General features: G+C 65.1%; 12 protein-coding genes. All 12 read left to right on the top strand.

Annotation, left to right across the window (positions count from 1 at the left end; genetic code table 11):
* Nucleotides 1-97: 97 nt before the first annotated feature.
* Nucleotides 98-1,099 (top strand): tripartite tricarboxylate transporter substrate binding protein, encoded by a 1,002-nt coding sequence (locus tag IPU70_RS26235; RefSeq protein ID WP_013395518.1) that lies wholly within the window; start codon nt 98-100, stop codon nt 1,097-1,099.
* A gap of 1 nt (nt 1,100) precedes the next feature.
* Complete coding sequence (locus IPU70_RS26230; RefSeq protein ID WP_207471995.1) at nt 1,101-3,242, top strand: acetate--CoA ligase family protein; 2,142 nt, start codon at nt 1,101-1,103, stop codon at nt 3,240-3,242.
* Nucleotides 3,239-4,015 carry an enoyl-CoA hydratase/isomerase family protein gene (locus IPU70_RS26225; RefSeq protein WP_207471993.1) on the top strand — a complete coding sequence of 259 codons (777 nt, stop codon included), beginning with the start codon at nt 3,239-3,241 and terminating at the stop codon, nt 4,013-4,015. Before IPU70_RS26230 ends, IPU70_RS26225 begins: the two co-directional genes overlap by 4 nt.
* A gap of 85 nt (nt 4,016-4,100) precedes the next feature.
* Entirely contained in the window at nt 4,101-4,874 is a 774-nt protein-coding gene (locus IPU70_RS26220; RefSeq protein ID WP_013395515.1) for an IclR family transcriptional regulator, read from the top strand.
* Nucleotides 4,875-5,123: 249 nt separating this feature from the next.
* Nucleotides 5,124-6,095, top strand: coding sequence for a thiamine pyrophosphate-dependent dehydrogenase E1 component subunit alpha (locus IPU70_RS26215; protein ID WP_041656034.1), 972 nt, complete (start codon nt 5,124-5,126; stop codon nt 6,093-6,095).
* Nucleotide 6,096: 1 nt separating this feature from the next.
* Complete coding sequence (locus tag IPU70_RS26210) at nt 6,097-7,071, top strand: alpha-ketoacid dehydrogenase subunit beta (protein ID WP_013395513.1); 975 nt, start codon at nt 6,097-6,099, stop codon at nt 7,069-7,071.
* A gap of 14 nt (nt 7,072-7,085) precedes the next feature.
* Nucleotides 7,086-7,871 carry an enoyl-CoA hydratase/isomerase family protein gene (locus IPU70_RS26205; RefSeq protein WP_207471989.1) on the top strand — a complete coding sequence of 262 codons (786 nt, stop codon included), beginning with the start codon at nt 7,086-7,088 and terminating at the stop codon, nt 7,869-7,871.
* Between the two features lie 3 nt (nt 7,872-7,874).
* Entirely contained in the window at nt 7,875-9,107 is a 1,233-nt protein-coding gene (locus IPU70_RS26200; protein WP_013395511.1) for a dihydrolipoamide acetyltransferase family protein, read from the top strand.
* Nucleotides 9,108-9,112: 5 nt separating this feature from the next.
* Nucleotides 9,113-10,288: an acyl-CoA dehydrogenase family protein gene (locus IPU70_RS26195; protein WP_013395510.1), complete on the top strand. Its 1,176-nt coding sequence runs from the start codon at nt 9,113-9,115 to the stop codon at nt 10,286-10,288.
* Between the two features lie 73 nt (nt 10,289-10,361).
* Nucleotides 10,362-11,855: an AMP-binding protein gene (locus IPU70_RS26190; protein WP_207471987.1), complete on the top strand. Its 1,494-nt coding sequence runs from the start codon at nt 10,362-10,364 to the stop codon at nt 11,853-11,855.
* 43 nt (nt 11,856-11,898) lie between these two features.
* On the top strand, nt 11,899-13,257 hold the full coding sequence (locus IPU70_RS26185; protein ID WP_207471979.1) for an MmgE/PrpD family protein: 1,359 nt from the start codon (nt 11,899-11,901) through the stop codon (nt 13,255-13,257).
* A 72-nt stretch (nt 13,258-13,329) separates the two neighbouring features.
* Entirely contained in the window at nt 13,330-14,541 is a 1,212-nt protein-coding gene (locus tag IPU70_RS26180; protein ID WP_207471977.1) for an ABC transporter substrate-binding protein, read from the top strand.
* Nucleotides 14,542-14,600 lie beyond the last annotated feature (59 nt).

Here is a 14,600-nt window from a genome sequence, read left to right as displayed (position 1 = left end):
GGGGTGTTCGGTTTTGTCCTTGACAAGCCAAAGGGTCAATCCTAGACTTTATTCGCTATAAAGATAAATATTCGCTATAAAGAATAAAGGAGACAATATGAAGACCGGAAGACCTCTGCTTCAATCCTCATTCTCATCGCGGGTGGCCAGCGCCGCCGTGGCTGCCTTTATGGCCCTGGGCTCAGGTGCGGCGGCCTCCGAGCCTGCTTACCCGTCCAAGCCGATCGAGGTGATCGTGGCCTCTTCGGCCGGCGGCATTCTGGACACTATCGCGCGCACTGCCGCGCACGGAATCGAGCGCCTGGGCCAGCCCGCGGTGGTCAAGAACCTGCCGGGCGGCGGCGGCACCATCGGTACGCAGGCGGTGGCCCGCGCGCCGGGTGACGGCTACACCCTGGGGGCGGTGGCGACCAGCCACGCAATCAACCCCAGCATGTACGCCAAGCTGCAGTACGACACGGCGCGCGGCTTCAGCAACATTACGCAGATGGTGGAGCTGACCAACTTCCTGGTCGCCAATCCGTCGATTCCAGCGTCCAATCTGAAGGAATTCATCGCGCTGGCGAAGGCCAAGCCGAGTACCCTGACCTACGGGTCCGCAGGGGTCGGGCAATCCAACCATCTGTCCGGTGAATTGCTGCAACAGGCGGCTGGCATCAAGCTGGTGCATGTGCCCTACCGGGGCAGCGCCCAGGCACTGACGGACCTGCTCGGCGGTTCGCTGTCGGTCATGTTCGTCGACGCGCTTTCGGCCGAACCCTATGTAAAGTCGGGGAAGCTGAAGCTGATCGCCATTACCGGCCTGGAGCGGTCGCCAGCCTATCCAGACTATCCCACGCTGAATGAGTCGGGCTTGCCGGGATTCAACGGCAACACCTGGCTGGGCCTGGTTGCCCCGGCCGGCGTGCCCAAGGGTATCGTCGAAAAGCTGCAGGGAGCGGTGCGCGCGGAGTTCGAAGATCCCGTGGTGCGCAAGCGTCTGCTGGGGCAGGGCGTCATTCCGGTCGCCTCTGCGCCGCAGGCTTTCAGCGAGTTCCTGGACAGCGAGATGAAGCGCTGGGCCCAGGTCATCAAGACGGCAGGCATCGATGCGAACTGAAATGACGGATGACGTGACTATCGCCGGCGGCGCCGCGACCGCCATGCCGCTGGCGCCGGAGGGGGCCGCGCGTGCGGCAGCCGTGTTGGAGGCGCGCAGCGTGGCCATCGTGGGGGCTTCCGCCGACCCGGGCAAGATCGCGGGCCGCCCCTTGGCCTACATGTTGTCGCGCGGCTTCGTGGGCAAGCTGTTTCCGGTCAACCCTACGCGCGACCAGGTGCAGGGCCTCAAGAGCTATCCCTCGCTGGCCGCGATAGGCGAGCCCGTGGATCTGGCCATTGTCGGTACGCCGGCGGCGCTGGTCGAGGATGTGATCCGCGAGGGTGTGGCAGCGGGCGTCAAGGCGTTCGTGGTGTTCTCGTCGGGCTTTTCCGAAACGGGCGAGGAGGGCGCCGCGCTGCAGCAACGGCTGGGCGAACTTGCGCGCGGCAAAGGCGTCACGGTGCTCGGCCCCAACTGCCTGGGCGTGGCCAATAGCGCCACCGGACTCATCGCTTCCTTTACCACCGCGCTGGAGGAGACGCCGATCAAGCAGGGCGGTTTCGCCTTCGTCAGCCAGAGCGGGGCGCTGGGCGCATATTGGATGGATATCTGCCTGCGGTCGGGCTTGGGATTCAGCAAATGGATCACGACCGGCAATGAGTGCGATATGGATGCGGCCGCGGCCGTTGCGTATCTGGCCGACGATCCGCAGACGCGCGTCATCGGCCTCTACGTCGAAGACATCAGGGATGCCGAGGCGTTCCGGCGGGCTCTGCTGCGCGCCGCGGCCGCTGGCAAGCCTGTCATCGCGATCAAGGCCGGCCGCTCGCGCGCGGGCGCTGCGGCGGCCGCTTCGCATACAGGCGCACTGGCCGGCGATGACACGCTGTATGACGCCTGCCTGCGCCAGCACGGCGCCTTGCGCGTGGATTCGCTGGGCCAGATGATGGACGTGGCCCGGCTGTTCCTGTTCGATAGCGTGCCGCAAGGCAAGCGCCTGGCTGTCATGTCCGTGTCGGGGGGGGCGGGCGTGCTCATCGCCGATGAAGCCGAACGCTGGGGGCTCGAACTGCCCGCCCTGGCACCGCAGACAGCTGAGGCGCTGGCGCCGGTGCTGCCTTCCTTCGTCAAGGCGGCCAATCCGCTGGATCTGACGGGTAATGTCGTGCAGGACACGGCCAGTATTTCGCGGGCGCTGGAAGCCGTGGCGCGCGATCCGGGCAACGACGCCATCGTGCTGTTCGTCGGCCTGATGCACAGCATCGCGACGGCGTTCACCGACGCCATCGCCCAGGCTCGCCAGCGTACCCATCGGCCCATCTTCGTGATCTGGATCGGCGCCAAGGAAGAGTCGGTGACTGTGCTGGAGCAGGCGCGAATCCCCGTGTTCCGCGATATCCCGCCAGCGGTCGCGGCCCTGGGCGCCGCGGTGCGCCTGAACGGGCTGCGCCACGCGGCGCTGACGGCGCCTGCGCTGCCGGAACGCCCATGCGCCATGGCGCCGGCCGGTCAGACCATATTCCTGGCGGAGTGCGATAGCAAGAGACTGTTGCGCGAACTCGGTGTTGTCGGCATTCCCGACGGCGTGCTGGTGGACGGCGCCCTGCCCAATGGGCTGCCCGCGCCTTTGTCCTATCCGGTCGTCGCCAAGCTGCAGGCCAATGAGGTGCTGCACAAGAGCGACATAGGCGGCGTGGTGCTGGGAATCTCCGACGATGAGCAGTTGCGCGAGGCGCTGCTGCGCCTGCGCGGAATCGCGCGCGACCGGGGCATCAAGGCGATGGGCATCCTGCTCGAATCCATGCAGCGTTTCGATCATGAATTGCTGTTGGGGCTGCGCCGCGATGCCAGATTCGGCCCCGTGCTGACCTTGGGCCGTGGCGGCGTCGAGGTGGAACTGGACCCCGACGTGGCCAGCCGCCTGTTGCCGCTGGATCCGTCGCGAATCCAGGAGATGATCGAGAGCTTGCGTTCGGCCAGGTTGCTGCAAGGATTCCGCGGCCGCGGCGCGGTCGACCTGCCCGCCCTGGCGCGACAGATCGCGAGCTTGTGCGAGGTATTCCTGATGCGGCCAGACCTCGCCGAGATCGAGATCAATCCGCTGGCAGTGAGCGGTGGCCAGGCCTGGGTGCTCGATGCCGTGGTGAGCAGATTCGAATGACGGACGCCGCGCACTTTGTCCAGTTTCACGATGCCGACGGCGTACGCACGCTCATATTGAACCGGGCCGCCAAGGCCAACGCCTTGAACGTGGAGATGCTCGCCGTCTTGCGGCGCGCGGTCGAAAGCGCGCAGCAAGACGGCATCGGCCTGATCGTTCTGCGCAGCGCCTCGCCTTACCTGTTCTGCGCCGGCGGCGATATCGAGGAGTTCGTCCGCAGTCCGGCGTTGCTGGAGGCGCAGGGCCAGGGCTTGCGCGAACTCATGGCGGCCATGGCGCGCTGCCCGGTGCCCATCCTGGCGCTAGCCCGGGGCAAGGCCGCTGGCGCCGGCGTCATTCTGCTGGCGATGACCGATATCGTCATCGCTGCGGCCGATCTGACGCTCGCGTGTCCGGAAATCGCCTTCAACATGTATCCCGTCATGGTCCAGGCCGCGCTGGAAACCAAGATCAGCGCCGCGCGGGCCAGGCAACTGTGTCTTAGCGGCCAGCTACTGGAGGCGGCGCCCGCGCGCGAGCTGGGACTGGTAACCGATGTGCTCCCGGTCGAGGATTTCGAGCGGTTTGCCGCTGACCGCCTGGCGTTCTACCTGGCGCGCCGGGAAGCCTTGTCGATAGCCCGCAATGCGCGCCTGCTGCTGGAGCCGCCCGATCCCGGCATCGACCGTATCGAGGCGCTGGAGCCGCTCATGCACGAGAACTTCAGCCGGCCTGGCGTGCAGGAAAAGATACGCGCCTATCTTGCCGGCATGCGCGCCAAGCGCGCCGATTGACAGGGGCCGGTCTGGTTTGTGTGGGCAGGGGCTCTGTGTCACAATTTTTGCTCTTTTCTATCCAGAGAAATTCTCTGTCTTCAGAATGACGACCGAACAACCGGAAAAACTCGTGGGCGCCCTCGTGGGCGGGTTGCGCGTCCTGCGTTACCTGAGCGCGGCGCCCTCGGGCGTCGGGGTCACCCGGGTGGCGCGCGATCTTCAGCTCAATTCCAGTACTTGCTACAACTTCCTCAAGACGTTGGTGTATGAAGGCCTGGTGACCTTCGATGAAGCCACCAAGACGTACTCCATCGCCCTGGGATTGGTCGAGCTGGCCAAGGGCGTGCTGGAGCAGGGATCCTACGTGCGACTGGTCCACCCGCATTTGCGTGACATCGCGCGCGGCCACGGCGTCACGGCGACGCTCTGGCAGCGCACTTCGAACGAACGCGTGGTGCTCGTGGACCGCGCCGACACCGACAGTTCCGTGCGAGTGCACATGAGCGTGGGCCAACGTTTGCCCATGTACATCGCGGCGCTGGGCCGTTGCATGGCGGCCCATTCAGGCCTGGACGACCAGGAATTGCGGCAGCGTTTCGATAACCTGAGGTGGGATGACAAGCCCCCTTTCCAGGAATATCTGGAAGGCGTTCGGGAAGCGCGCGACAAGGGTTATGCGGTGGACGCCGGCAACTATGTGAAGGGCGTGAGCACCGTTTCCGCCGCCGTGCTCGACGAGTTCGGCAAACCGGCCATGGCCATCAGCGCGGTCGGTTTCAGCGCGCAGGTTTCGGGCGACGCCCTGGAACGCCTGGGCGCGGACCTGCGCGACCGCGCCGTGCTGATCACGCGCGCCTTGTCCGGCGGCCGCGCCTGACTCTCTGATCTTCTGAATCTCTGCCCTCGATAAGTCCCTGCTCCTTGACCGCAAGGGGCAGGGCGGCTGCCGTCCGTCCGGGCGCGACCAAGACTCCCTGAAAAACCTGATTGACGTTCGCGAGAACCTTTGCTTATGATTCATCTAACCGTACGGTTAGTAAATTAACCGACTGATAACTTATATGTAACGAAGCGGCGGCCAGCACGCCGCGTCGAACCAGAGAACGGTTGTTACGAGGAGGCAATGGTGGCTAGCGCCAACAAAGAGCAGTTGCTGGACGCGTACCGGCGCATGTTGCGCATCCGATTGGCGGAACTGAGGCTGGGACGCTTGTTCGCGGATGGGGAAGTCCCCGGCTTCATCCACCTGAGCATCGGCCAGGAAGCCGTTGCTGCCGCGATGGGCATGGTGCTGCGGCCAGACGATACCGTCGCCTCGACCCATCGCGGGCATGGGCACGCGTTAGCCAAGGGCATCGACATCGAAGAGTTCTTCCTGGAACTGATGGCGCGCGAGGAAGGCATCTGCAAGGGCCGCGGCGGCTCCATGCACGTGGCCAACTTGTCCATCGGCATGCTGGGCGCCAATGCCATTGTTGGCGCCAGCATACCGATAGCCCTGGGCAGCGCGTTGGCTCATCAGGTCAGGAAAAAGGACTCCCTGGCGGTGGCCTTTTTCGGTGACGGCGCCATGGCTGAAGGCGTGCTGCACGAAAGCCTCAACCTGGCCGCGCTGTGGCGTCTGCCGCTGCTGTTTCTCTGCGAAAACAACGGCTGGGCCGAGTTCTCCCCCACCCATAAGCAGTTCGTCGCACCGCTGGACAAGCTGTCGGCCGCGTTTTCCATTCCGCACGAAAAAATCGATGGCAACGACGTGCTGCGGGTCGCCGAGGCCGCAAGCGCTGCCGTGGCCAGCATACGCGCCGGCGAAGGCCCGCGGGTACTGGAATGCATCACCCACCGCTGGCGTGGCCATTACGAAGGCGATCCCCAGAAGTACCGCCCTTCGGAAGAGATCGAAGGCTTGGGCGAGCACGATCCGGTGGCGCGCTTCGAAGCGGCGCTGGACAAGAAAGGGGTGACCAAGGCGCAGCGTGAACAGGTTTTCGACGAGGTCCAGGCTCAGGTCGAGCGAGCGGTGGAGCGCGCGCGGCTGGGCCGCCAACCGATCTGGCACGCGGCCTGCAACGATGTCTACACCCCTATCGAGGCAAACTGAGATGGCTGAACTACGTTTTGCCCATGCCATCAACCGCGCGTTGGCCGAGTGCATGGAGGAAGATCCCACGGTGTTCCTGTTCGGCGAAGACATAGCCGAAGCCGGCGGTCCGTTCGGCGTGACCCGCGGGCTGCATGCCCGATTCGGTCCGGACCGCATCCGCGACACGCCGATCTCCGAAGCCACCATGGCCAATGCGGCCGTGGGGGCGGCATTGTCCGGCTTGAAGCCGGTGCTTGAAATCATGTTCATGGATTTCATGACACTGACCATGGACGCGCTGGTCAATCAGGCTGCCAAGGCCCGCTTCATGTTCGGCGGACAGGCCAGCGTGCCCTTGGTGGTGCGCACACCGCACGGCGGCGGCATCAGCGCCGGCCCGCAGCATTCCCAATGCCTGGAAGCGTGGTTCGCCCATATCCCTGGATTGAAGGTGGTGTGCCCCAGCAACCCCGCCGACGCCTATGGCCTGCTGAAGTCGGCGATCCGCGACCCGGACCCGGTGGTGTTCGTGGAGAACAAGGCCTTGTACGCCCTCAAGGGCGAAGTGGCGGACAACGCCGGGCCAATACCGCTAGGCCAGGCGCGTGTGGCGCGCCCGGGCCGCGACCTGACCATAGTCAGTTACGGCGCGACCGTGCACAAGGCATTGCGGGCCGCCGAGGTCCTGGCAGCCGACGGAATCGAGGCCGAGGTGCTGGACTTGCGCAGTATCCAACCCTGGGACGAGCAGGCGGTGTTGGCCTCGATCAAGTCCACCCATCGGCTGCTTATCGTGCACGAAGCGGTCGAGGCATTCGGCGTGGGCGCAGAGATTGCCGCGCGCATGGCCGATATTGGCTTCGACGAGCTCGACGCGCCTATCGTCCGCGTCGCGGCCCCCTTTGTTCCGGTGCCCTTCGCGCCGGCGCTCGAAGAACAGTATCAGCCCCAAGAGGCCGATGTCATCGCCGCGGCGCGCAAGCTTTGCGCCTGATCCCTGGAGACAGCATGAACGAACCCAGCATTCTTACCGACGTCCGCAACCGCGTGGGCATCATCACGATAAACCGCCCCACGGTGCATAACGCGCTGGATATTCCGACTTTGATTGAACTGGAACGGACATTCGCCGCATTGGAGGCCCGCGAAGATTGCCGCGTCATCGTCATTACCGGCGCGGGGGAAAAATCGTTCGTGGCCGGGGGCGATCTGGCGGACCTGAACTCGCGCCAGGGCCTGGCGCACTACCAGGAGTTTGCCGAAGATATCCATCGCGTATTCCGGCGCATCGAAATCAGCGACAAACCCACGATCGCCGCGGTCAATGGCTGGGCGCTCGGCGGCGGCACCGAACTGTTGCTGGCGATGGACCTGCGCATCCTGGCCGACAGCGCCATGATTGCGCTGACGGAGATCAACCTGGGCCTGTTTCCCGGCGCGGGCGGCACGCAGCGCATCATCCGGCAAGTCGCGCCTTGCCTGGCGAAGGAATTCATGTTTACCGGCGGGCGCATCAGCGCAGACGAAGCGGTGCGCATCGGCCTGGCCAATCGCGCGGTGCCGAAGGACCAACTTATGGCGCAGGTCCTGGCGCTGGCGGAACAGATCGCAGGAAAGTCGCCGCTGGTGCTCAAGCTGCTCAAGCGCACCCTGCGCGATGGCGCCGATATGCCGCTGGCCAATGCGCTGGCGCACGAGCAGGCCATGATAGGTCTGGTGCTGGACACGCGCGATGCCCATGAAGGCGTCGGCGCGTTCCTTGAAAAGCGCGAAGCGCGCTTCGCGGGGCAATAGCCCATGGGCGCGCTGAATGACCTTCTGATGCCTAAGCTCGGCCTGACCATGACCGAGGGCATGCTGATCGAATGGAGCGTGGCCGCCGGCGACCAGGTAAAAGCCGGCGATCCGCTGTTCGTGGTGGAAACGGATAAGGTCGCCAGCGAAATCGCGGCCGAGGCGGATGGTTTGATCGGCGAGATCCTCGTGCCGGCCGGTGTAACGGTACCGGTGGGCGCCGTGGTCGCGCGTTGGACCGGACCGGGCCAGAAGTCGGACCTGGAGTCAGATGCAGCAGGCGGGGACGGGACAACCTCCGCCTCTGCGCCCATGCTGGCGGCGCAGACGCCGGTACAACCCGCTACGGCCGCTGGCGGTCGGATCGTGGCCACGCCGCTGGCCCGGCGCCTGGCCCGCGAACTGGACGTGGATCTGGCGAAAGTTGGCGGTACCGGGCCGGGCGGGCGCATCAAGGCTGCGGACGTGCGTCAGGCGGGCGAACCGGGGCAGGCCGCACAGGTCGAGAATGCCGCTGAACAAGCTGTTCCTGTCATGGACGGCGGACAGCGCATCGTCGCCAGCGGACTGGTGCAGTCCATGGCCCGGCGCATGACGCAGGCCAAGCAGGTTCCGCACTTCTATCTATCGGCCGAAGCCGAGGTCAGCGAACTGCTGGCCTTGCGCGGCCGCTTGAATGGCCAGCCCGATGCGCCCAGGCTGACGCTGAACCACTTCGTCATTGCCGCCGTGGCGCGGGCGCTTGCGGCCTTGCCGCAACAGAACCGCATCTGGAACGACGACCACATCGTGCAGTTCCAGGACATCGACATAGGCGTGGCGGTCACTACCGAACGCGGCCTGATGGCGCCGGTGTTGCATGGCCTGGCAGGCGCTACCTTGGATGGCATCGCGCGGCAGTCGGACGCGTTGCTGGAGCGCGTGCGATCGGGAAATGCCACCCGCAACGACATGAGCGGCGGGGCCATTTCAATTTCCAACGCCGGCATGTTCAACGTCACATACATGACGCCCATCATCAATCCGCCCCAGTCGGCGATCTTGGGCGTGGGCAGCATCCGCGAGGTGTTCCGGCCCGACGCGCAAGGCGCGCCGGCCTTGCGGCGCGAAATGGGCCTTGTGCTGGCGGCGGACCACCGGCTGCACGATGGCGCCGGCGCGCTGAAATTCCTCAACTACGTCATCGAGTTGCTGCAGGACCCGTACCGGCTGCTGCGCACCCCTATTCAAGGATAGATCAAATGGACTTTTCGCTTTCGGACGAGCAGAAACTGATCGTCGAGACCGCGCGCCGCATCGGTGAAACGTATGGCGTGGATTACTGGTATGAGCAGGACCGCAAGAATGCCTTCCCCCAGGCGTGCTGGCAGGCCATCTGCGAAGCCGGTCTGGCGGGCGCGGCCCTGCCCGAGGAACATGGCGGATCGGGCCTGGGCATGGTGGAGCTGGCGCTCATTGTGGAGGAGCTTTCCGCAGGCGGCGGTGGTTCGACGCTGGGCCAGCTGTTCATGATAAATCCTATCTTTGGCGGCGTGCCGATCTCCAAGTTCGGCAGCGAGCAGATGAAGCGGGAGCTGTTGCCCGGGCTGACCAGCGGCAAGATCAACTTCTGCATGGCGCTCACCGAACCCGACGCCGGCACCAACACGCTGGCAATGAAGAGTTTCGCCGCGGCGCAGCCTGATGGCAGCTGGCGGTTGGACGGACGCAAGATCTGGATCACCGCCGTCGACGCCGCGCAAAAGATGCTGGTTGTGGCGCGCACTGCCAAACCGGTCGAAGGGGCGCGCCCCACCGATGGCATTTCCATGTTCATCATCGACGTCGAACGCGAGGGCCTGACCTATTCGGCCATCGAGAAGGTAGGAACCCAGACGCTCAGCGCCTGCTCGGTGTTCTTTGACAATGTGCGCATCGAACCGCATGAACTGGTGGGCACGCTCGACAAGGGCTTTCGCGAACTGCTGGATGTGCTTAACACCGAACGCATCGTCACGACCGCCAGTCTGGTGGGCGCGGGTCGGCTGGCGGAACGTCTGGCGGTGCAGTATGCGAACGATCGCAAGGTGTTTGGCGGAAAGCCCATCAGCGCATACCAAGGCTTGCAGTTTCCGCTGGCGCAATCGCATGCGGAACTGCAGTGCGCCCGCCTCATGAACTTGAACGCAGCCTCGCTGTGCGATCAGGGATTGCCCTATGGCACCGAGGCGAACATTGCCAAGCTGATAGGATCGCAAGCCGCCAGCCATGCCATCGAGCGCAGCATGCAGACCATGGGAGGCATGGGCTACGCGCGCGAATTCCATGTTGAGCGCCTGTGGCGCGACGCGCGACTGTTCAAGTTTGCGCCGGTGTCGGAAGAAATGATCCTGAACTACATCGCCATACACGACCTCGGCATGCCGAAGTCATACTGAAGCGCCAGAATCGAGACGCGGGACCGGCTCAGGTCGTCACCCGCGCCGAGCCGCCATCCAAGGGAGACCCACCATGTTCAATCTGAGCGCAGCCATCGCCTTCCACGCCCGGCGCGCGCCCGATCGTGCCGCCATCATCTATCGCGACGTAGCGGTCAGCTACGCCGATTTCCACGAACGCATCCGCCTGGCGGCTGCGCTGCTCCAGTCACATGGCATCGGCCGCGGCGATGTGGTCGCGCTCTTCATGAAGAACAGCGCCGCCTTCCTGGAACTGGCGTTCGCCGCCAGCTATCTGGGCGCGATATTCCTGCCGGTCAACTACCGTCTGGCGGCGCCCGAGGCCGGCTACATCCTTGGCGACGCCCGCGCCAAGCTGCTGTTCGTGGACGAGGAGTTCGCAGAGGTGGCGGCGCTCGAAGTGCCCAAGGTGGTGCTCGACGCCGCTGCGCAGGCCGACTCGCGCCGTCTCGGCAAGCCTGGACTGGCCGTTCCGGAGCCGGCGGCCACGGCGCAGGATGATCTGCTGCGGCTGATGTACACGTCCGGCACGACCTCGCGGCCGAAGGGCGTGATGCACACCTACGGCAACATCCACTGGAAGTCGATCGATCATGTGATCGCGCTGGGCCTGACGCATCAGGAACGTCTGCTGGTGGTGGGGCCGCTCTACCACGTCGGGGCCTTCGATCTGCCTGGCATCGCGGTGTTGTGGGTAGGTGGCACGCTCTGCGTCCATCGCGAATTCGATCCGGAAGCGGTACTTGCATCCATTGAACGCCACCGGCTGACTTGCGGGTGGATGGCGCCCGTCATGCTGAGTCGCGTGCTGGCCGTACAGAACCCTGGACGGTACGCCCTGGACACCTTTGGCTGGTGTATTGCTGGCGGCGAGAAAACGCCCGAATCCCGCATACGCGACTTCACTCGCGTGTTCACGCGCGGCCGTTTCATCGACGGCTTCGGTATGACGGAAACGTGCAGCGGCGACACCCTCATGGAGCCAGGCCGCGAAATCGAGAAGATCGGCTCCACCGGGCGCGCGCTGCCGCACGTCGAGATCCGTATCGCCGATGACGAAGGCCGCTGGTTGCCCGCTGGCGAGAAGGGGGAGATCTGCGTGCGCGGGCCCAAGGTCACCAAGGGCTATTGGAACGCACCCGAGAAAACCGCCGAAGCTTTCTTCGGCGACTGGCTGCGTAGCGGGGACGTGGGTTACCTGGATGAGGAAGGATTCCTGTTCGTCACCGACCGGACCAAGGACATGATCCTGACCGGTGCGGAGAACGTGGCTTCCAGCGAAGTCGAGGCAGTGCTTTACGAAATGCCCCAGATCGCCGAAGCGGCGGTCATCGGCGTGCACGACGAGCAATGGGGCGAACGCATCACGGCTGTGGTGGTGCTCAACCCGGGCCAGACATTGACGTTGGAAGAGCTGGCCGGCTATTGCCGCAAGCGCGTGGCCAATTTCAAGGTGCCGCGGGAGCTGAAAGTGGTGGAGGAACTGCCGCGCAATCCTTCGGGAAAGGTTCTCAAGCGGGTACTGCGGGACCGCTACAACGCCTGATGCCGCCACGGCGGGAACAGCACAGGAACACAAGGGGAAAAAAATGAATCTGGCCAGAAAATTCGCGACGTTCTCGACGAGCCTTGCCGTCGGAAACCTGCCGGAGCCAGTGGTTGAAAAGGCCCGCGCCTGCGTACTCAATGGCTACGGCATTGCATTGGGCTCGCACCCCACGCCGTTCTTTGGCGTGGCCGAACAGGCCGTCCTGGCCATGGATGGCGTGCGCCCCGGCGGCGCCACGCTGCTGGGCAGCGGCCGTCGCAGCACCGTCGCCGGAGCGGCGCTGGCCAATGCCGCGCTGTTCCACGGGCGGGCCCAGGAAGACACCTGCGGTGTGGCGCATTTCGGCGCCATCCTGCTGCCGCTCCTGACCGCATTGGTGGAGCAGGGCGAGGGCGCCATGGAGGACTTCTTGCCGGCGCTGGTGGCGGGCTACGAGGTCGGCGGCGCGCTGGAGTCGGCCTATTCGGCCCGCACGACGGCAGTGGGCCTGCGCGCTTCGCCGCTGTACGGCACGATCGCCGCCGCGGCCGCGGTTGCCCGGCTGTGGCGGCTGTCCGTGGATCGGACCGCCGCCGCCCTGTCCAACGCGGCCTCGTTCACGGGCGGCATCCTGCAGTCCTTCGGCGACGGCACCGATGAATGGCGCTATCAGGTTGGAATGGCCGGGCGCAACGGGCTGGCCGCGGCGGCGCTGGCGGTCCATGGTTCCACATCCGCGGACGGAGCCTTCGAGGGTGCGTCCGGCTTCGCCCGGGCCTTTGTCAGGACGGAGTGCGACGTCGACGCCATTGCCGGCCGTTTTGGCAAGGATTGGTCACTGCTCAAGGTGACTTTCAAACCATACCCTGTCTGCGCGCTCAACCAGACGCCGGTGCGCGCCAGCCTGCGGCTGCGCGACCTGCTGGGTGCGCGCGCAGGCGCGCTCAAGGCCTTGCGCGTGTATCTGAACCCCACCGTCGTGGGCTACGCGGGCATGGACAAGGAGGGGCCGTTCCGAAGTATTTCGGGGACGCTGATGAGCACGCAGTTCTGCGTCGCGACGACCTTGCTGCACGGGACCCCGACCATCGCGCGCATGGCTGAATTCGATGATGCGGCCGTCGCGGGCCTGATCTCGCGGATCCGGCTGCACGCCGATGACTCACTCGGCCTGCTGGCCTGCCGTATCGAGGCGGAGCTGGAGGGCGAGGGCGAACTGCTGGCGGTGCGGATGGACACGGATCACACGGAATACAGCTATGACCGGACGCGGGTGTCGGCGCTGATCCGCGGCATTGGCGAGGAAACCGGCGTGGCGCAGCGCGCCTATGACCATATCGAACGATTCGCGGCTGCGCTGCCGGATGCGGACCTGGACGATGTCCTCGCCGCTTTCAAAGAGATCCAGACGGCCCGCTGAGAGGCCGGCGGATGGCGCTCCGCGACCTCGGAGCGCGTCACTACAACGTGCAAGAACCTAGGAGGAGACAACATGTCCTGGTACAGGAAATCCACGCCTGCGTGGCTGGCGGTCGCAGTGGCGGCATTGGTTTCGGGAACCGCGTTGGCGGCCGATACGGTCAAGATCGGCATGACGTCGGCCCTGACCGGCCCCTATAGCGAATTCGGCGAGGGCAACCGCCGCGCCGTCGAGCTTGCGGTCGAGCAATGGAACGCGAAGGGCGGCATCAACGGCAAGAAAATCGAGATCGCGATGCTGCTGGACGATCAGTTGAATCCGGACCGCGCGGTGCAGAACATGCGCGCCATCCTGGACAACAAGGAAATCGTCGGCATCATCGGCCCGGCGGGCAGCGGTCCGACGCTAGCCGTGATCGACATGGCCCAGGCCGACGGCCGGCCCTACATGAATCCGATCGCGCAGACACCTGTCGTGACCTACGCGGGCGAGAAGACCGGGGAGAAGCCGCGGCCCAACGTGTTCTCGTTCGCGCTGCAGAACGACATCGAGGCCGTGGCGATGGGCGAATACCTGGCCAAGCGCTTCAAGCGCATCGGCATCGTGCATGAAAGCACCGCCTACGGCGTGACGGGCGTTGACTACCTGTCCGCCGCCATAGGCAAGAACGGTGGCGCCAAGCCTGTCGCGACCGATTCCTACAACCAGGGCGCTCAGGACATGACCGCGCAGGTTGCGCGCCTGAAGCGCGCCAACGTCGACGCGATCGCCGCCATCGGCCTGGGCAAGGACCTGGCCGTCCTGCGCCGGACCATGGCCAGGCTGAACGTGAACGTGCCGCTGGTGGCATCCAATGGCGCCTTGGGACAACCCTACCAGGAAGGCGCGGGTGAACTGACGCTGGGCACCTTGGGCACGATGATCGGCGCGTTTGGAAATCCCATGCGTCCGGCAGCGGCGGAGTTCGCCAAGGCCTATAAGGCGAAGTACGGCGCCGACCGCTGGTGGGGCAACGATCCCGAGAATCCGCAGCTGTTCATGGCGATCTCGGTGTCCAACGGCTACGACGCCGCGAACGTGCTGTTCGAAGGCATCAGGATGGCCAACTCGACCGACCCCAAGGCCATCATCGCGGCGATCGAATCGATCAAGGACTTCCAGGGCGTCAACACCACCTACAACTTCTCGAAGGAACGCCATCACGGCATCGAGACGGACGGCGTCAAGGTGTTCGAGTACGTCAAGAAGGACGACAAGGTCCGGCTGCAGCCGGTCGCCCAGTAATCGGCGCGGCGACCGTCCGGCGCGGTGACGCCGGACGGTCGCCCGCCTGCATGGATGAG

This window comes from Achromobacter sp. SD115, assembly GCF_017355315.1.
GTDB classification, from domain to species: Bacteria; Pseudomonadota; Gammaproteobacteria; order Burkholderiales; family Burkholderiaceae_B; genus Achromobacter; species Achromobacter xylosoxidans_B.
This window is presented reverse-complemented; position numbering and strand designations above follow the sequence as displayed.